Here is an 18681-nt window from a genome sequence, read left to right on the forward strand (position 1 = left end):
CATAACTGAGCGTTTCTATAAGGGTAGTTGGTGTGCTCTCTACTTGCGCCACACCGCCTCTGCGGGATGCCGCGGACGAAGGAAAGTGATGCATGGGCGGGCGGAGACCGGTCCTGGCTGTGGCGGCGGGCGCGCCGCTGTTGGCGGGGTGTACGAGCGGGACGGACAACGAGGCCGAGGCGGACGGGAAGGCGAGCGGAAGTCCCAGTGCCTCGCCCTCGGCGTCGCCGTCGTCGACCACTACGAGCGAGCCGTACACGCTCGCGGAGGCACGGGCACCGAAGACGCGGGCCGAGGCGGTCGCGTTCGTCCGTGAACTCGACGTGCGGCCCGACTACTTCGGTATCGGGTATCGCAAACGCGAGCCCTTCGAGAGCGATCCAACGACGTGGGCCGTACTCGACGATGATGACTGCCTGTGGCGGCGCGAGGCGCTGCCACCGACCGAACTGGCCAGCCTCACACGGGCGTTCGAGTTGCCGCAGAAGGGCAGCAAGGGGCCGGTGTACGTCTCGTTGACCGTCACCGTGCACGAGGACGCCGTGGCGGCGCGGCGCGACATGGCGGCCTCGCTGCAGTCGGCGCTGAGCTGCCCCGAGCAGCGGCTGAACGTCACGGACGTGGTGCGCGGCCTGTACTCCAGGGTCGACGCGTACACCGACGAGCGGAACGCGATGAGCGAGGACGACCTGGCGGAGCGGGGGGAGTGGGTCGCCGACGGCGAGAGCAAGGCGCACCCCTTCGACTGGTACAAGTTCCGGCTCGGGCCGGTCACCGTGGCCGCGACGGCACGCCACGGCGCGGGCCGGACCGAGGCGGAGGACAGCGACATCACCGGCGAAGTGCTCAGGGGAGTGGGCTTGGTCGCCGCCGACATCGACAGCCGGGGGGGTCGTGGGCGCCACGGGCGAACCGGCAGACGCACCCGAGGAGAAGTCGGCCGAGACCCAGGGGACAGAGCGATGAGCGACATCTTGCAGCCGTCCGATCCATCCCGTATCGCCGAGTTCCGGCTGTTGCGGCGGCTCGGGGCGGGCGGCATGGGCGTCGTCTATCTCGGGCACACCGACGCGGGGGCGCTCGCGGCGATCAAGGTGATCCGGGGCGAGAGCGCCGGTGACGACGAGTTCCGTGCCCGGTTCGCACGGGAGGTGGAGCTGGCGCGGCGGGTGGACAGCCCATGGGTGGCGCCGGTCCTCGACGCCGATGCCGAGGCGCGCGAGCCGTGGCTGGCCACGGCGTTCGTCCCCGGGCCTTCCATCGCCGAGGCGGTCGCCGCGCACGGCCCGCTGCCGTCGCGTGCCGCGAGTGTCCTCGGCGGGCTGCTGGCCGAGGCGCTGGACGCCGTACACGCGGCCGGTCTTGTCCACCGGGACGTCAAGCCGGGCAACGTGCTGCTCGCTCTGGAAGGGCCACGCCTGATCGACTTCGGCATCGCGCGCGCCGTGGGCGACACGGCGCTGACCGCGTCCGGCGTCGTGGTCGGCACGCCCGGATTCCTCGCGCCGGAGCAGGCCGAGGGGCGGGCGGCCTCGCCCGCGAGCGATGTCTTCGCGCTGGGCTGTCTGCTGGCGTACACATCGAACGGCACCCCGCCTTTCGGCACCGGGACGCCGGACGCCCTGCTGTACCGCACCGTCCACGACGAGCCGGAACTCGGCGGTGTGGAGGGCGAGTTGCGGACCCCGGTGGAGCGCTGCCTGGCCAAGGACCCCGACGCGCGGCCCACGGCCGACGAGATACGGCGGCTGCTGGCCGAGGACGCTCCGGACGCCTCCGGCGACTGGCTTCCCGATCCCGTCGCCCGGATGGTCGCCACGAGTGCCGCCGAGAGCCTCGCCCTGCCCGGCATCGAGCCCACGGTCGTGGACGAACCGGATGAACAGGTCGTGTCGGACACTCCCGTCAGGCACCCTGGCCGACGCCGTCTGCTGCTCGCCGGCGGCGCGCTGCTGCTCGCGGCCGACGGGACCGGAGCGGCGGTCTGGGCGTCGGAGGACGACCCCGAGGAACCGTCCGGGAGCGCAGGGCGTCCCGTGTACGTCCTCGGCGTGCACACATCCACCGCCACGGCCGACGCCGCCGTCAGCCGGGCCTCCGAACGCGCTGCCCGCCTCGCCGTCGCCGAGCACAACGCCACGCCGAGACGCACCTACGACCTGAAGGTGAAGGTCCTCGCAGACCGAGGCGACGTGAGCACAGCCCGGGAGGTGGCCCAGGCCTTCACCACCGACCGGAACGTCGTCGCCGTACTGGGACCGGTCGGCGAGATACCGATGCGCGCGGTGGCGGCCGTCTACGGCGAGGCGGGGCTGACCCATGTGTCCAGCACCACCGGCCAGCAGGACTATTTCGTGACCTCGCCCAAGACCTCGTTCCAGACCGGCGCGCCCCATATCGCGGTCGGCCTCTGGATCGCGCTCGACGCGGTGCAGACCAACCAGGTCGTGCCGCTCGGCGTCGTGATCGACCGGGCCGGAGGCACGAGCATCCAGGACCAGGGCAGCGCGCTGGTCTCCGCCTGGCGCGACAACCTCGGCGCGCGGGTCGTACCGGCCGTCGTCGCGGAGGGGACGGACGACGGCCCGAAGGCGGTCCGGGAACTCCTCGCCGCCGATGTCGACGCCATCGCCTACCTGGGCCCCTTGGACGCCACCGTCCGCGCGGCCCAGGACCTGGCCGCGGCCGGCTTCACCGGACCGCGCTGGATGCAGCACCAGCTGTACGACTCGGACTTCCCGAGCCGGGCGGGTGCCGCGGGCGAGGGCTGGTACGTGGTCACGGCGGCCGTGGACCCCTCCGTACTGACGACGAAGCGGGCCAAGGACTTCACCTCGGCATGGCGGAAGCGGTACGACGCCGCACCGGAGCCGTACGCCACCGAGGCGTACGACACGGTACGGATGCTGCTCGCCGAGTTCGCCCGCACGGTCCCGGCCGGAGCGCGCCGACGGCCCGTGCGGGCCAAGCTCGCCGAGCGGCTGGCGAAGGCGAAGTACGTCGGCATCTCCAGGACATACGCCTTCGGCGACTACCACGCCTACGAGAGCACCGGGGACGGCTGGGGGACCGAGACCTTCGTCCACGTGGTCCGTGACGGACGGTTCCAACAGCTGGGAGCATTGGGCGAGTTGACTCCCGTGACGAAGAACGGGAGCTGAGGTACCGGGGAACGGAGGGCGGTCGGCGTGGTGGAACGGCTGCTGCCCTCCGATCCGTCCCTGATCGGCGGCCACCGGCTGGCGGGACGGCTCGGCGCGGGCGGCATGGGCGTCGTCTACCTGGCGCGCTCGCCGCACGGCGCGTGGTGTGCGCTGAAGGTGATCCGCGCCGAGTACGCCGACGACCACGGCTTCCGCGCCCGCTTCCGCCGCGAGGCCGAACTCGCCTCGCGCCTCACGAGCCGGTGGACCGTGCCGGTCGTCGCGGCCGACGCCGAGGCCCGCTCCCCGTGGCTGGCCACGGCCTATGTGCCCGGCCCGTCCCTGGCCGAGGCCGTCGCGCTGTACGGGCCCTGGCCCGAGGCGCAGTTGCGCGGCCTGGGCACCGCGCTGGCCGAGGCGCTGGACGGGGTGCACGCGGCCGGTCTTGTCCACCGGGATGTCAAGCCGGCGAACGTGCTGCTGGCCGTGGACGGGCCGCGCCTGATCGACTTCGGGATCGCGCGGGCCGTCGGCGCGACCGCGCTCACCGCGGACGGCTCCGTCGTGGGTTCCCCCGGCTACCTCTCGCCCGAGCAGGCTCGCGGGCACACCGTGGGTCCGCCCAGCGACGTCTTCTCGCTCGGCTGCGTTCTCGCCCACACGGTCACCGGCCGCCCCCCGTTCGGCACCGGCGGCGCCGCGGCCGTGCTGTACCGGACCGTGCACGAGGAACCGGACCTGGACGGCGTACCGGAGGGCCTCGACCCGATCGTACGGCGATGTCTGGCGAAGGTACCGGATCAGCGCCCGAGCGCACGCGAACTCCATGACACCTTCGGCGAGTTCGCCGCGGACGGGTGGCTGCCCGAGCGGCTGCCCGCCCTGGTCGCCACCCGTGCCGCACGCGTCCTCGACCTGCCCGTGCCCGAACCCACCATGCTCGCCGGGCCCTCACCCGTGGACCTGCATGACACACGGCCCTCGCCCACCCGGCGGCGCCTGCTCGTCGCGGGAGCCGCGGCCGGTGTCACCGCGGCGGCCGGGGCGGGAGCGTGGTGGCAATGGGGCCGCAACAACGCGTCCGCGAACGCCGGTTCCGTCCGGCGGCACCGCCACGTGGTCGCCCTGCTCGGCAGCCCGGACGGCCAGTTCTTCACGGCCCAGGAGCGCGGCGCCCGTCTCGCCGTGGAGCAGCACAACCAGGACACCCGGCGCACCGTGGACCTCGTGCTGCGCACCACGGACGACCACGGCACCGCGAAGGGCTCCGCCGAGGCCGCCGCCCGGCTGGCCGCCGACCCGGACGTGTCCGTGGTGATCGCCGCGGGCGGGAACGCGACCGTGCTCGCGGCCCTGCCCTCGTGTACGGACGCCCGGCTGACCGTGCTGGTCACCCGCGCCGACTCCGAGGTTCTCAACACCGTCAACACGACCACCCCGCTCCTGCTCCGCTCCACACAGACCCTCGGCCCGCACGCGGTACTGCGCTATCTCAACCGGGTCGTCAAACCGGCCCGCACGGTCATCGTCCACGACTGGGCCACCGAGGTGGAGAGCGTGGCCGTGGTCCACTTCGCCCCCGACAAGCTCGACAGCAAAACAGCGGTGGAGGAGGTCGCGGCCGACGAGGACTTCACCGGGGCCGCGCGCCGCATCGCCGCCCGCCCCCACGACGCTGTTCTCTTCGGCGGGGCGAACCCCAGCCGGGCCGCAGCCCTTGCCCGCGCGTTGCGCACCGCGGGCCACCAGGGTGCCCGGCTCGTCGGCGAGCACGTCCTCGCCGCCCCCTTCCTCGCCGTCGGCGAGGGCTGGTGGATCGGCACGAGCTACACGGACGCGAGTGCCGACCCCCGTACCAAAGTGTTCGCCGCCGCGTTCCGCGCACGTCACGGACACGCGCCCGGCCCCTGGGCGGCCGAGGCGTACGACGCCGTAGGGTTCGCCGCCCAGGGCCTCGCCGCCATCGGCGACGACGGCCGGACCACCCTGCGCTCAGCACTCCTGCGCCGCCCATGGCAGGGCATCACCCGCCGCATGAGCTTCGAGGCCAGTTCGCAGTTCTTCCAGAGCAACGACGACGGCGGTGGGTTTCTGTTCCGTGTGACCGGGGGAGCCGCCCGCTTCGTGTCGCGCTCCGACGACATCGGCAAGAAGACGTGAACCAGGGCTCTTTGCGAGCGAAAGTCCCGTGCCGACCAGGCACCGGGGCGCACATCATCTCGCACGACGAATACAACGGCCCGCCGAACCAGAGGTCGCGAACTCCGCCAGGTAGGAGCGGTGTCCCCAGTGTTCTCGGGCAGCGCGCGTCCACGGGACCGTGTGCCGGCAGTGGCTCGACCGCACCGGTACCCCCTTCCTGACACTCATGTCGGCGGAACCGTTTCACCGGGCGCCATGTCCTCCTTCACACGTGGTTCCACACCGCGGGACCACCGGTGAAGGGGGACGGTCACGGGACAGGTACGCGAAGGGGCAGGGTTAGCGGCTTGGTCCGTCGTCGGGGTCATCGGCCTGGCGGTGTTGTACACGATCGGGGTGTTCGCCTTCGGCAGCGCACTCTGGATCACCGCCCCGTTCCGCGGCGAGGTGGACGAGCGCGAGAACACCGTCGCCTCGGGCGAGTTCCGTCAGACCACGTACGAGGAGTTCTTCGATCTGTGCGAGGCCGTGCAGAACGCCGAAGGGACGATCCAGGCGCTTCAGGACGAGCGGAAGACCGCTTCGGAGACTCGCACGACGCAGATCGACCAGTCGATCACCGCGTTGAAGGCCACGCGGATCGAGTCGGTCAACGACTACAACTCGAAGGCCGCCCAGGAACACCGCGCGCCCTTCCATGACAAGGATCTGCCGTACCGGCTGGACGCCACCGCCAAGCGCACGACGTGCACCAACTGATCCCCATCTCACCCCGGGAAGAGGGCAGCACCGCATGAAGAAGTTCGCACGCATGGCCCTGGCCACCGTCGTCGCGCTCGTCGTGGGCCTCGCCCTGACGTCCTGCACCAGCGACTCCAGCCAGGACAAGGAGAACAAGGCCAAGCAGAACAACTACGACCACCTCGTGGCCCAGCAGCCGGCGGGCCGCATGGAGTACTCGCCGACCCGCGAAGCGATCAACCAGTGGGTCAAGACGTGGGGGAAGCGGGGCAAACTCTCTTACGTCTACATCCAGAACGCCAAGGGCGAGTACGGGTACTTCATCATGAAGGGCCTGCCGGTGCCGCGCTGCAAGATGCTCACTCCGACGGAGAAGGTGGAGCACTCCGACAGCGGCATCGCGGTCCTCGCGCAGCCCGGCATGGACGGCACGTACACGTCGGGTTCCACCTGTAACGCCTACTACGGTTTCGACGCCACGACGGGCGCGTACATGGAGTTCACGGTCGGCACGAACCAGTCGTTCTTCCTGTTCGACAAGCCCATGACGATGCCGGAGTACGCCAGCGCCAAGCAGATGGGGCCGAGCTCGGTGAAGGACGTCGAGAAGCAACCTTGAGCGGCTTGGGACTAGTGGGAAGAGTTCCGGCTCCCGTGTCCCGTTGAACGGCATCGAGGGCGCCGGTGTTCTTGCGGGGCATCTCCGCCACGACGGGACCGGGTCCGAACCTGCCGACCCGGGCCGCCGCTTCGACAGCGACCAGGAGGATGCCGCGGACGTTGTCGGCCTCGCCCGGGCCCTGCTCCTTCAGCAGGCTCGTCGCCGCCGTCAGGGCCGGCAGCACCCGGTCGGGCCGGTCGCGAAGACCAGGGCGATCGAGCCTCAGGGGGCACCTTGGGGGGCGAACCGGTGGCATTGGCGGCGGCCATCAACGACACGGCGCCGCAGGTGGCGGGCCGTGAGCGCCACGTGATCGTGGACGCGATCGGCCTGTTCCTGGCCGTCGTGGAGCCCACGCTGCCGTTTGGTCGGATCGACTCGCTCGGGCTGGACGAGAACGGGTCGCCGGTCATCGTCGCGTACAAGCGGGCTGTTGATGCCGACGTCGTCAACCAGGGCTTGTTCTACCTCTCGTGGCTGGTCGACCACCGGGCCGAGGTCGAGCACGTGCTCCACCCCCACCTGGCAACTCCCGTAGCCCGAACCGATACAGAAAGCGCAAAGCCGGCAGGCGAACGGGCTGCATGGCGCACCTTGACCGAGTCAAGGTGCGCTTGGGCCGTGTTCAAGCGAACTGGTCCCCAACGGGTCCCCAGAAATGATCAAAAGACCGCTCCAGATCCCCTCTGAAACGGCCCCTGACCTGCGACTTCGTAAAGTCGGGACGACAGGATTTGAACCTGCGACCCCTTGACCCCCAGTCAAGTGCGCTACCAAGCTGCGCCACGTCCCGATGCGTTTCACCCGCGGTGTCCCGCGTGATCGTGCGAACAGAACTTTACCCCACGTCGGGGGCTGCTCCGAGCGGGCGCTGGGCGCGCGACAATCGAGGCATGAGCGGAACATCCGGAGGTCGGCGGGACAGCGAGCGGGATCGGGACACGGAGGGGCGGGCGCGCAACGCCCGGCCGCGGGACGGGCTGGGGCGGCCGCTGCCGTACGGCGCGGACGGTGTGGAGCGGCAGCCGGAGGGCGTCGTACGCAGCCCCGACGAGACGGTCGCCGAGGCGCAGGCGCTGCTGGACGCGGGGAAGCCGTTCCACGCGCACGAGGTCTTCGAGGACGCCTGGAAGTCGGGTCCCGAGAGCGAGCGCGCGCTCTGGCGGGGGCTGGCCCAGCTCGCCGTGGGGCTCACGCATGCGGCCCGGGGCAACACGACGGGCGGCGCTCGGCTGCTGCGACGCGGGGCCGGGGCCGCCGAGGAGTGGGCGGCCGGGTCCGGCGGCCAGGCCCGTCCGCACGGGTTGGATCTCGCTGACCTGGCCGTCTGGGCACGGGAGTTGGCGACCGTCGTGGAGCGTGACGGTGGCGCCGTCAGCGCGGTGGCGTGGGCACCTCGGCTGCGGGGACGCCCGGGCTGAGCAGGCGTCCCGGAGACCCGATCCGGGTGCGGTGCCTCCGTTGTCAGTGGCGTGCGGCAGACTCGGGGTGTGCGAAAGATTCATGTCATCGGTATCGGCGCGGGCGACCCCGACCAGCTCACCTTGCAGGCGGTCAGGGCACTGCGGAGCACGGACGTGTTCTTCATCCTGGACAAGGGCGAGGTGAAGTCGGACCTCGTCCAGCTGCGCCGTGACATCCTCGACGCACACATACCGGACGGGGGGTACCGCCTGGTCGAGGCGCGCGACCCGGACCGCGACCGGTCCGCCGGGGGCGCCGCCTACTCCCCCGCCGTCGGGGACTGGCGCAGTGCCCGCGCCGACATCTACCAGCGACTCATCGCCGAGGAGCTGGGCGAGGAGGAGAGCGGCGCGTTCCTGGTGTGGGGCGATCCCGCGCTGTACGACAGCACGCTTGGGATCCTGGAGGAGATCCTGGACCGGGGCGCGGTGGCGTTCACCTATGACGTCGTGCCCGGCATCAGCAGTGTCTCCGCGCTCGTCGCCCGGCACCGCACAGGGCTGAACCGGGTCGCCCGACCGGTCCAGATCACCACCGGCCGCCGCCTCGCGGAGGGCTTCCCCGAGGGGGTCGACGACGTGGTCGTGATGCTCGACGCCCAGCAGACCTTCCGGCAGTACGCCGCCGAGGACATCGACATCTACTGGGGCGCGTACATAGGCACGCCCGACGAGATCCTCGCCTCCGGGCCCATCGCGGAGGCGGCCCCGCGTATCGAGCGGCTGCGGGCCGAGGCGCGGGAGCGCAAGGGCTGGATCATGGACACGTATCTGCTGCGCAGGCATCCGCGGGGATAGCGCAGGTCGGCGAGGTCTCGTAGCCGGGCGGGCAGGGTCCCGCGGCGGTACGCCCGGCGGGCCGCCCCGTACGCACTGGGTGGCCTCCGGTGCGAAGGTGTCGAGTGTGACGGCCACCGACACCGCGCCGCCCGCGGCCCAGGCGCCCGCGCCTCCGGTGCTGGACAGCAGGCGCCGCAACATCGTCTTCGTGACCATCATGCTGGGCACGCTCCCCGCGGCCCTGAACCCGACGATCGTGGGCACCGCCCTGCCGACGATCGTGTCGGACCTGGGCGGCGCGGCGCGGCGCACGTGTCGTGGGTGGTGACGGGCGCGGCGAGCGCGAGGCTCAGGCCATCGGCAAGGCCTGGGGCAGTTGGCTCGCCGAGCTCGTCGAGCAGGACATCGGCCCCCCTCCGGCGAGGAACTGCGCGCCGCCGTCGACAGCATCGCCGAGCAACTCCTGGTCGAGGATGTGACCAGCGGGCTGCCCACCCGAAACCGGGAACTGGCGTCCAGCCCGGCCTGCCCTCTCCGTCACCGCGGAGTGAGCTCCAGCAGGGCCAGCGCCGACGCCACGTCCGGCACCGCGGTCACGCCCACCGGAAGCGGTGGGCGGCGTACGACGACCACGGGCAGGCCGAGGTCGCGTGCGGCAGTGAGCTTGGCCGCCGTCGACTCTCCCCCGCTGTCCTTCGTCACCAGGACGTCGATGCGGTGCTCGCGCAGCAGGTTCTTCTCGTCGTCCAGGGTGAACGGGCCGCGGGCGATCAACACTTCGACGTTGGACGGCAGCGGTGGCTCGGGAGGCTCCACCGAGCGCAGAAGGAAGTGGAGTTCGGGAAGGTCCGCGAAGGCCGCCAGGCCCAGGCGGCCCGTGGTGAGGAAGACCCGGCGGCCCAGCGGCGCGAGGAGTGCGGCGGCTTCGATGAGGGACGACGCCGGGTGCCATCGGTCGCCGGGGCCGGGGCGCCACCCCGGTCGGCGCAGCACGACGGCCGGGACGTCGGTGGCCTCCGCCGCCCGCGCCGCGTGCGCCGTGATGCCCGAGGCGAAGGGGTGGGTGGCGTCGACCACAGCGTCCACGCGGTGCTCGCGCAGCCACCGCGCCAGCCCTTCCGCCCCGCCGAACCCGCCGATGCGTACGTCCCCTTCGAGCGCCCCCGGCCGGGACACGCGCCCCGCGAGGGACGTGGTCACCCGCACACCGGGACGGGCGGCCAGCTCGGCGGCGAGCTCACGTGCTTCAGTGGTGCCGCCGAGGACCAGGACATGGGGGGACATGGCGTCGAGCCTACGAGGTGGTCAGCGCAGCAACAGCTGCACCCCGCCCAGCACCGTCGCCCCGATCACCAACCTCTCGAAGAGCAGCTGGTTGATTCGGTTCACAGCCCATTTGCCGAGGAACGCCCCCGGCACGACGAAGACCGCGAGCGCCGCGTCAAGGAGCAGCGAGTGCCCGTCGATCAGGCCCAGGCCCACGCTGAAGGGCACCTTGGACACGTTGACGATCAGGAAGAAGAACGCCGAGGTGCCGAGGAAGCCCAGCTTCCTGAAGCCCGCCGACAGGAGATACATCGACATCACCGGACCGCCCGCGTTGGCGACCATCGTGGTGAAGCCGCCGAGGACGCCGTACGAGCGGGCCTTGACCCGGCCCGCGCGCGTGGTCACCGAGTCGGGTTTGTCTTCCGCCTCTTCCGCCTCTTCCGCCTCTTTCGCCTCTTTCGCGGCGACCCGGCGGCGCCACAGCGTGACGGCCGCCATCAGCAGCAGGATCGCACCGATCGAGGTCCGTACGGTCCCGTCGTCGGCCCACATCAGGAACAGCGTGCCGAGGACGACACCCGCGGCGACCGCCGGGAACAGCCGCCACAGCGTGGGCCAGTGGGCGTGGCGCCGGTAGGTGAGCACCGCGAGCACGTCCCCGACGATGAGGACGGGAAGCAGCACGCCGGTGGAGGCGCGGGCAGGCAGAACGGCGGCGAAGATCGCCAGACTGACCGTGTTGGCCCCGCTCACGGCGGTCTTCGAGAAACCGACGAGCAGGGCCGCGGCGGCGAGGGCGGCGAATTCCCAGATGGACAGGTGCCAGAGCGTCATCGTATTCATGCGGGAACCGATGCTAAGCCCACGCAACTCTCGACGTAAGGACCATCTCGCCAGGTGACCCCTGCCCGGGGGAAGAGCCGGACAGCCAGGAACGCCTCCGCCAGGTCCAACAGCCATGGCAGACTTCTCGAACATCACTACGAGTAAGAGGAGTTGCGCATGACCGCGACCGGGCCGTCCGCCCAGCGGATCGACACCAGCAGGCCGCACCCGGCACGGATGTACGACTGGTTCCTCGGCGGCAAGGACAACTACCCGGTCGACGAAGAACTCGGGCGACGCATCATGTCCCAGGACCCGACGGCCCCGCGTTCGGCCCGCAGCAATCGCTGGTTCATGCAGCGCGCCACGCGCTGGCTGGTCCGGGAGACGGAAATCCGCCAGTTCCTCGACATCGGCACGGGCATTCCCACGGAACCGAACCTCCACCAGATCGCCCAGGCCACCGTGCCGGACGCGCGGGTCGTCTATGTCGACAACGACCCGATTGTCCTCGCCCACGCCGAGGCCCTGCTCCGTGGCACCCCGGAAGGCGTGACGGAGTACCTCCAGGCCGACGCGCGCGAACCGGGGAAGATACTCGAACAGGCCGCACGCGTCATCGACTTCGACCGGCCCGTCGCGCTGTCGCTCATCGCCCTGATGCACTTCATCGCCGAGGAGGACGGCGCCTACGACCTGGTGGACACCCTGGTCGACGCGCTGGCGCCGGGCAGTTGCCTGGTCCTGTCCGCGCTGACCGGCGACTACAACCCCGTGATGGTCGCGCGCGGCGTCGCGACGTACGCGGCGGGCGGCGTCACCCTCGTGGCCCGCTCGCACACCGAGGTGAGCCGCTTCTTCAAGGGGCTCGACCCGGTAGACCCGGGAGTGGTGTCGGTGGCGAAATGGCATCCCGAGCTCGCGGTGAACGAGGACGAGATCGGGGACGAACCCGTTCCGCTGTACGGCGGGGTCGCCTTCAAGTCCCCGCGGGTCTGAGGGACTTCGGTCAGCTGAGGCAGGTTGTGGGAGTGGATCACCGCGTGGGCGTGAGACTGGCCGCGGGGTGCGCCTGGCGGTTCGACGGGCCTTGGGACTGGCACCCGTTCGACGGCGGGAAACCGTCCACACCTGCCTGGCCGCTGCGGCTGCTGGACCGCGCCGGAGATGCCGACGCCGCGGCGGGCGCCGCCGTCGCGCGGGCGACGAGCACCGGTTCGCACGAGGCCGAACCGGCCCGCTGGATGGAACGCACGCAGGCCAGGCCCAGCCGCGGTACTCCACCGGGGTGAGCGTCCCAACTCCTCGTATCCGCCAACGACGCCCCATCCTCGCTTTGCCCCGAGGGGTTCCGCCGTTTCACGCGTAAACAGAAACGACGCTGCCGGCGACACCTGAGGATCAAGGAGCTGGGGACGACATGAGATTCCTGGAGCGTGAGCGCGCGGCCCTCGCCAAACTGCTGCCCGGCCTCGACGAAAGTCTGAGGGCCGTACCGCTGATGACGCTGGAAGGGCCCAAGAGCCCCGGCATCCGGCTCTTCCGGGAGGCAGGAGGACCCGGTCTGCTGGCCCCGACGGCCTTCCAGGGCAGGGGCGCCACGGCATTGGAAGCCCTGCGGGTGCAGCGTGCACTGGGCAGTCGTTCACCCTCGCTCGCGGTGGCGACGACCATGCACCACTTCTCGATGGCCACGCTGGTCGGACTGAGCGACTCCGGCGAGGGACTGGAGTGGATGCTCGTGCAGGGCGTCGCGGCCGAGAACCGTCTGATGGCGTCCGGCTTCGCCGAAGGGCGCAGCGGCACCGGCATTCTGTCGCCGTCGATGTCCGCCACGGTGACCGCCGAGGGCGTGCGGATCACCGGCGTGAAACGACCCTGCAGCCTCGCCCGTTCCATGGATCTGCTCACCGCCAGCGTGATGGTGCCGTGCGAGGAGGGGGAGGGCCAGGAGCTGGCCGTGGCCCTGGTCCCGGCGGAGAGCGAGGGGCTGAGCGTCAGCGGTTTCTGGTCGAGTACGTTCCTCGCGGGCGCCGAGAGCGACCAGGTCACCCTGGACAACGTACTGGTGCCGAAGGAACTGCTGGTACGGACGGCCTCGCCGGCCGGGGCCCGCCTCGACGCGGTGCAGACCGCGGGGCTGGTCTGGTTCGAGCTGCTGATGACCGGCAGCTATCTCGGGGCGGCCAGCGCCCTGGTGGAGCGGGTCCTGCTCAACGACCGGGTGCCGGACGCCGAGCGGGTCCGGTTGCTGGTGGAGGTCGAGGGCGCGACCGCGGCGGTCGAGGGCCTTGCCCGCCGGGTGGACGTGGAGGTGCCCGCCGAGTCCGCTCTCGCCGACTCGCTCTACGCGCGCTACACCGCGCAGGACGCCCTCGCGCGGATCGTCCCGCGGGCCGTCGAACTGCTCGGCGGGCTCAACTTCATGACGTCGGACGAGGTCGGCTACCTCGCCGCCTGTACCAACGGTCTCGCCCTGCACCCGCCGTCGCGGTCGCGGATGACCGGCCCGCTGTCCGCGTACCTCGCCGACGAGCCGCTGACCATCGCCTGACCCGACCCCGCTCGGACGGCACCGCCCTGCCCTCGACCGGCCCAAGCGAACCCTCCTCACCCCCGGCCCTCACCGATGCGCCCGCGCCGACACGGGCCTACGACCTGGCCTGCGTCTGATCCGCGGCCTGGTCGGCGGCGTCAGCGCGACCTGCCCGGATCCGACCGCAACCATGCGACCGCCAGATCCGCCGTGCCCCGATCCGATCCGATCCGGCCCGGTCCGACCGCCGCCGCACCGACCACCGCCGGACCGCCGCGCGACACCCGTCCGGCTCACCACCGCCAGTCCAACCCACCGCCGCCCCATCCACCACCGACTGACCCACCGCGACCGTCCGACGGCCGTAAGCCACCCGGCTCACCTCCAGCCCCCGCCCGCCGCCCGCCCGTTCGACCGTCCGCCGCCTGACACGAGCCACCGCCTGACCAGCGCCCTGTGCTCACTCGACCGAGGGGAACATCGCCATGCCTCTGTCCCGGCCCCGGCCCAGTGCTCCGACCAGCCCGCCGCCCTCCGCGAAACGCCCCACGGTGCTGCTCACCGGCGGCGCCGGAGTGCTCGGCAGAGCCCTGATCGAAGAGCTGGCGCGAGACTTCGGAATTGTCTGCCTGCGCCATCGCACCCCGGTGAACGACCGCCGGGTCCGTGAGGTATGCGCCGATCTGCTGGAGCCCGGACTCGGTCTGACCCGGGCGGACTTCGCACAGCTCACCACCGACGTGGACCTGGTCGTGCACTGCGCCGCCGCCACCAACTGGAAGGCCGAGCCCGACTCGATCCGGCGCGCCAACCTCGACGGCACCGTCGCGATGCTCGACCTCGCCGCCCGCGCCGACGCGTCGTTCTTCCACATGAGCACGGCCTTCGTCGCCAATCCGCTGGCGTCGGAGGAGCAGGAGCGCTTCCCCGGTGCCGCCGCCTATCTCGCCTCCAAGACCGCGGCCGAGCAGGTGGTGCGCGACGCCCCGGTGCCGGGTGTGATCCTGCGTCCGTCGGTGGTGATGGGCGACTCCGTCACCGGTCGGATCGCCGGGATGCAGGGGCTGACACGGGCACTGGGCGCCATCGTGAAGGGGCAGGTGCCGGTGCTTCCGGGAGCGCCGGACGCGCGGATCGACATGGTGCCCCAGGACGTCGTCGCGCGTGCCGTGGGCGACCTGCTCCGTGCCCGCGTCACGGACGGCGAGTACTGGCTGACGGCCGGCGCGGAGGCTCTGTTGCAGCGCGAAGTGGTCGACACCTGCCTGGAGTTCGCCGACCAGTACGGACCCCGGCCACACCCTCCCCGGCTCATCCCGCTGGAGTCCGTGCACCGGCTGCTGCTGCCGCTGATCGAGGGCCCCACCTTCCCCGAGTCGCTGCGCCGCCGCTTCCACACCTACGCGGAACTGCTCCTGGTCTTCCAGCGGGCGCTGCCCTTCGAATCGTCCCTGGGCTCGCCCCACTGCGGCTCGGCCCTCTCGAAGGGCGACCTTCGGCAGGCGCTGGTCCGCAACCTCGCCGCCTGGTCCACCGGACGCGGCGGCATGCGGACCCGTCACCGGGCGCAGTCCCCGCAAGCCGCGCAGGCGACACCGGCCGCGCAGACCCAGGAGCTGGCCTCGTGACCGCGGCGGCCCCCTCCGTGGCACCGGTCACCGACCCCGCCACGGACCGCGCACACATCGCCCGCCTCTACCGCGCGCACCTGTCCTCCGGGCGTGCCGTTCTCGGTACGGTGCTCGGCGGCATGCTGGAGACGGCGTCCGAGGGCGCGTGGGTGTACACCGAGGACGGACGCCGCTACCTCGACTTCGGCGGTTACGGCGTCTTCATCCTGGGGCACCGACACCCCCACGTGACGGCGGCCGTGCACCGCCAGGTGGACACCCATCCGCTGGCCGGACGGGTCTTCCTCGAGCCGGTCGCCGCCCGCGCCGCCGAGGCCCTGGCCGCGCGCACCCCGGCCGGCCTGGACCACGTCCACTTCGTCAACTCCGGGGCGGAGGCAACCGAGGCCGGTCTGAAACTGGCCCGGGCGCACGGCCACACCGCGCTCGTCAGCACCACCGGCGGCTACCACGGCAAGACGCTGGGCGCACTGAGCGCCACCGCCAACCCGAAGTACCAGCAACCCTTTCAGCCTCTGCTGCCGGACAGCACGGCGGTTCCGTACGGGGACACGGCCGCGCTGGCGGCCACGCTCACCGAACTCGGCCGCCGGGCCTGCGTGATCGTCGAGCCGGTACAGGGCGAGGGAGGCGTACGCATTCCACCGCCGGGATATCTGGCGGAGGTGAGCCGGCTGTGCCGGACGTACGGGGCCTTCCTGATCGTCGACGAGATCCAGACGGGCCTCGGGCGGCTCGGCGCCTGGTGGGGCATGGACGACGAAGGTGTCCATGACGCCGATGTGCTGCTCGTCGGAAAGGGCCTCAGCGGCGGTGTGGTCCCCGTCGCGGCGATGGTGGCGACCACGGCGGCCTACGGACCGTTCTCCCGCGACCCCTACCTGCACACCTCCACCTTCGCGGCCTCCCCGATCGCCTGCGCCGCCGCGCTCGCCACGGTCGAGGCCCTGGACCGGGAGGACGTCATCGGCCGCGCCAAGGCCCTGGGCGACCAGCTGCTCGCGGGCGTCCGGGCCACCTGCGCCCCGTACACCGGCGGCCTGGTGCACGACGTACGCGGGCGAGGCCTGCTGATCGGCCTGGAGTTCGCCGAGGAGCAGGCCGTCGGCGAGCTGATCCTCGAGCTGGTCGGGCGCGGCGTTCTCGTGAACCACTCCCTCAACGCCACCCGCGTGCTGCGGCTGACACCGCCCGCGATCGCCCGCGAGGACGAGGTACGGCTGTTCCTCGCCGCCCTCGCCGAGTCCCTGCGCGTCGTGGCGACGCGCGTCGGCTGACCGTTCCCGCCAAAACCGTTCCCACCAAAACCGCGGAGAGGTAACTCCCCATGCGACACGTGACCGTACGGCTCACCGCCCACGACGTCGACCCCGAGACCGCGTACCAGCGGATCCGGGATTTTCGCCGGTACCCCGAAGTCACCGAGACCGTCCGCGAAGTCGTGGTCCATCCACCCGAGGACGACGGCTCGGTGGTGTCGGACTGGACCGTCCGCTTCCGCAACGGTCTGATGCGCTGGTCGGAACGCGACGCGTTCATCCCGACCACGCGGACCATCGAGTTCACCCAAATCACCGGCGATTTCGAGCTGTTCGAGGGTACGTGGCGGTGCGCGTCCGGTGCGGACGGGGACGGTACGGCCGTGACCTTCGACGCCGTCTTCGACCTGGGCATCCCGACGCTGGCGGAACTCCTCGACCCGGTCGCCGATTCGACCCTGCGCAGCAACATCGAGCGGATCCTGCGCGGGCTGCTCGGGAGGGTCACGCCCGCCCCCGCCCAACTCGCCGACGCCGCGGCGCCCGCGCATGGCTGACCTCGTCCTCGTGTCCCGGCAGCCCCGGCAGCCCCGACAGCCCCCTCCCGACAGCCCCTCGGGGGCGGGATGGGACACCCTGCGGGACGAACCCGGCCCCGACACGGTCCGCTGTCTCGGTCTCTACTCGAAACTCACGGCCGGTGTCACGGTCGTCACGGCGCTGGACGGCGCGGGCCTACCGACCGGGATGACGGTCTCCGCCCTGACGTCCCTGTCGGCGCGACCACCGCTGGTCCTCGCCTGTCTGCGCGGGAGTTCCCGCACCCTCACCGCCTTGCGCGAGCAAGGTGCCTTCGCAGTCAGTCTCTTGACGGCACATCAGAAATCCGTCGCCGAACTCTTCGCCGACTCCGCCGTGCCGCCCGCGAGGCGTTTCGAGGGCAGCCGCGTACGCCATGTACTCGGTCTGCCGGTGCTCGTCGACGCGCTCGCCTGGTCGGTGTGCCTGGTCGAGGACGTACGCCCGTACGGCGATCACCACGCCGTCGTCGGACGGGTGATGGCGGTAGAGGTGAACGGCGGACAACCGCTGCTCTGGCACGACCGGGCCTTCCACACGCTGCCCGGGACGCTCGACGGCTGAACCCACCGGAAAGTCAGGACGGACGCGCCCGGCCGGGGATCTCCCCGGCCGGGCCTGCCGTATCTCGAACCCAAACCAAAGGCACGAACCCGAACCAGAAGCAGGAACCCCAAGGAGGCCCCATGTCCCTGCCCCGTATCCCCGGCGTGAACTCCGACAGCGCCGCGACCGAACTGCTCCGGACCCCCGAGCGACTGGCCGGCAACACCCAGTCCATGGGACACCGCATCGGCGCCGCGCTCGACACCGACGCGGCCGTGGACGACTGGGGCCTGGCCCCGACCCCGGAGCGTCCGTACCCGGTCGTCCTCGTGCATGGCACCCTGGGCGACCGGGAATCCGTCTGGCGCAAGGCGGCATCTGCCCTCAGAGCGGCCGGGCATCGCATCTTCCGCCTGAACTACGGGGAGTTGCCGGCTCTCCCAGGGCTCTACGGCCTTGGCGACATCAGGAAGTCGACCAAAGAGCTCGCGGAGTTCGTCGACCGGGTGCTGGCGGACACCAAGGCATCGAAGGTGGACCTCGTGGGCCACTCGCAGGGCGGGATGATCCCGCACTACTACCTCAAGTACCTCGGCGGGGCCGGGAAGGTACGGCGCGTCGTCGGAATCGCGCCCAGCAATCACGGCGTCGAGGTGGCGGGACTGACCGCACTGGTCCGTCAAGTCCCGGGCGTGCAGGCAGTCGTGGAGGACAAGGTCCTCTTCCGACTGAGCCCCGCCTTCACACAGCTGCTGCACGACTCGGAGTTCGTGGGTGAGCTGGTGGCACCCGGCGACACCGTGGACGGGGTCGGCTACACCGTGCTGTGGTCGACCCGGGACGAGCTGGTCCAGCCGCCCGAGTCGCAGCAGTTGAGGCCGGCCCGGCCGGACCACCCCGTCACCAACACCTGCCTGCAGATCATCGCTCCGCAGAACCGGACCACGCACCTGGCCATGCCGTACGACCCGATCGTGGTGCGGGAGACCCTCAAGGCGCTGGCCGACTGAAGCCTGTACGACGAAGGGGGTAAACGAATCTGGTGCAGCGCACGCACTCCCTCGGACATGTCGTGCTCGACGAGGCGCAGGACCTCTCCCCGATGC

The 18681-nt window shown here is 71.3% G+C and carries 17 protein-coding genes, 1 tRNA gene and 2 pseudogenes; 16 read left to right on the forward strand and 4 right to left on the reverse strand.

The annotated features are described in order from the left end of the window. Positions 1–92 precede the first annotated feature (92 nt). From AB0D57_RS24015 to AB0D57_RS24035, 5 genes and pseudogenes are all read left to right on the forward strand, one after another. Positions 93–3161: a bifunctional serine/threonine-protein kinase/ABC transporter substrate-binding protein gene (locus AB0D57_RS24015; protein WP_362076425.1), complete on the forward strand. Its 3069-nt coding sequence runs from the start codon at positions 93–95 to the stop codon at positions 3159–3161. Between the two features lie 27 nt (positions 3162–3188). Beyond that, complete coding sequence (locus tag AB0D57_RS24020) at positions 3189–5303, forward strand: bifunctional serine/threonine-protein kinase/ABC transporter substrate-binding protein (RefSeq protein ID WP_362076428.1); 2115 nt, start codon at positions 3189–3191, stop codon at positions 5301–5303. 354 nt (positions 5304–5657) lie between these two features. Next, the gene (locus AB0D57_RS24025) at positions 5658–6044 is read left to right on the forward strand and encodes a hypothetical protein (RefSeq protein WP_362076480.1); all 387 of its coding nucleotides are present in this window, start codon (positions 5658–5660) and stop codon (positions 6042–6044) included. Positions 6045–6078: 34 nt separating this feature from the next. After that, positions 6079–6645 (forward strand): hypothetical protein, encoded by a 567-nt coding sequence (locus AB0D57_RS24030; RefSeq protein WP_362076431.1) that lies wholly within the window; start codon positions 6079–6081, stop codon positions 6643–6645. A gap of 399 nt (positions 6646–7044) precedes the next feature. Continuing rightward, positions 7045–7200 (forward strand): annotated as a pseudogene (locus AB0D57_RS24035) (transporter); the annotation flags it as partial. Positions 7201–7406: 206 nt separating this feature from the next. Here the strand turns inward: AB0D57_RS24035 and AB0D57_RS24040 are convergent. Continuing rightward, positions 7407–7480: transfer RNA gene (locus tag AB0D57_RS24040), tRNA-Pro, on the reverse strand. Between the two features lie 100 nt (positions 7481–7580). Here AB0D57_RS24040 and AB0D57_RS24045 point away from each other — a divergent pair. The 3 genes and pseudogenes from AB0D57_RS24045 to AB0D57_RS24055 all read left to right on the forward strand — a co-directional run. Beyond that, positions 7581–8108 (forward strand): DUF309 domain-containing protein, encoded by a 528-nt coding sequence (locus AB0D57_RS24045; protein WP_362076434.1) that lies wholly within the window; start codon positions 7581–7583, stop codon positions 8106–8108. 69 nt (positions 8109–8177) lie between these two features. Continuing rightward, positions 8178–8948: a precorrin-6A synthase (deacetylating) gene (cobF, locus tag AB0D57_RS24050; RefSeq protein ID WP_362076438.1), complete on the forward strand. Its 771-nt coding sequence runs from the start codon at positions 8178–8180 to the stop codon at positions 8946–8948. A gap of 106 nt (positions 8949–9054) precedes the next feature. Beyond that, positions 9055–9260 (forward strand): annotated as a pseudogene (locus AB0D57_RS24055) (hypothetical protein); the annotation flags it as partial. Between the two features lie 19 nt (positions 9261–9279). Here AB0D57_RS24055 and AB0D57_RS24060 read toward each other — a convergent pair. Genes AB0D57_RS24060 through AB0D57_RS24070 form a run of 3 tightly spaced genes read right to left on the reverse strand, consistent with a single transcriptional unit; the run spans position 9280 to position 11042 of the window. Beyond that, a complete protein-coding gene (locus AB0D57_RS24060) occupies positions 9280–9471 on the reverse strand; it encodes a hypothetical protein (RefSeq protein WP_362076441.1) in 192 nt (63 codons plus the stop codon). Then, positions 9468–10214 (reverse strand): cobalt-precorrin-6A reductase, encoded by a 747-nt coding sequence (locus AB0D57_RS24065; protein WP_362076444.1) that lies wholly within the window; start codon positions 10212–10214, stop codon positions 9468–9470. The genes AB0D57_RS24060 and AB0D57_RS24065 overlap by 4 nt, the downstream gene beginning before the upstream one ends. Positions 10215–10235: 21 nt before the next feature. Beyond that, positions 10236–11042 (reverse strand): sulfite exporter TauE/SafE family protein, encoded by an 807-nt coding sequence (locus AB0D57_RS24070; protein WP_362076447.1) that lies wholly within the window; start codon positions 11040–11042, stop codon positions 10236–10238. 159 nt (positions 11043–11201) lie between these two features. On the opposite strand from AB0D57_RS24070, the gene AB0D57_RS24075 reads away from it, so the two are divergent. The 8 genes from AB0D57_RS24075 (at position 11202) to AB0D57_RS24110 (ending at position 18585) form a co-directional block, all read left to right on the forward strand. Then, the gene (locus AB0D57_RS24075; protein ID WP_362076450.1) at positions 11202–12023 is read left to right on the forward strand and encodes an SAM-dependent methyltransferase; all 822 of its coding nucleotides are present in this window, start codon (positions 11202–11204) and stop codon (positions 12021–12023) included. A gap of 44 nt (positions 12024–12067) precedes the next feature. Beyond that, positions 12068–12316: a hypothetical protein gene (locus tag AB0D57_RS24080; protein WP_362076453.1), complete on the forward strand. Its 249-nt coding sequence runs from the start codon at positions 12068–12070 to the stop codon at positions 12314–12316. 128 nt (positions 12317–12444) lie between these two features. Next, positions 12445–13578: an acyl-CoA dehydrogenase family protein gene (locus AB0D57_RS24085; protein WP_362076456.1), complete on the forward strand. Its 1134-nt coding sequence runs from the start codon at positions 12445–12447 to the stop codon at positions 13576–13578. A 467-nt stretch (positions 13579–14045) separates the two neighbouring features. After that, complete coding sequence (locus tag AB0D57_RS24090) at positions 14046–15188, forward strand: SDR family oxidoreductase (protein WP_362076459.1); 1143 nt, start codon at positions 14046–14048, stop codon at positions 15186–15188. Then, positions 15185–16468: an aminotransferase class III-fold pyridoxal phosphate-dependent enzyme gene (locus AB0D57_RS24095; RefSeq protein ID WP_362076462.1), complete on the forward strand. Its 1284-nt coding sequence runs from the start codon at positions 15185–15187 to the stop codon at positions 16466–16468. Before AB0D57_RS24090 ends, AB0D57_RS24095 begins: the two co-directional genes overlap by 4 nt. 50 nt (positions 16469–16518) lie before the next feature. Then, a complete protein-coding gene (locus AB0D57_RS24100; RefSeq protein ID WP_362076465.1) occupies positions 16519–17007 on the forward strand; it encodes an SRPBCC family protein in 489 nt (162 codons plus the stop codon). After that, positions 17000–17593 (forward strand): flavin reductase family protein, encoded by a 594-nt coding sequence (locus tag AB0D57_RS24105; RefSeq protein ID WP_362076468.1) that lies wholly within the window; start codon positions 17000–17002, stop codon positions 17591–17593. The genes AB0D57_RS24100 and AB0D57_RS24105 overlap by 8 nt, the downstream gene beginning before the upstream one ends. 122 nt (positions 17594–17715) lie before the next feature. Then, complete coding sequence (locus AB0D57_RS24110; protein WP_362076471.1) at positions 17716–18585, forward strand: alpha/beta fold hydrolase; 870 nt, start codon at positions 17716–17718, stop codon at positions 18583–18585. The last annotated feature ends 96 nt before the right edge of the window (positions 18586–18681 follow it).

It is taken from the genome of Streptomyces sp. NPDC048275 (assembly GCF_040652275.1).
GTDB lineage: Bacteria > Actinomycetota > Actinomycetes > Streptomycetales > Streptomycetaceae > Streptomyces.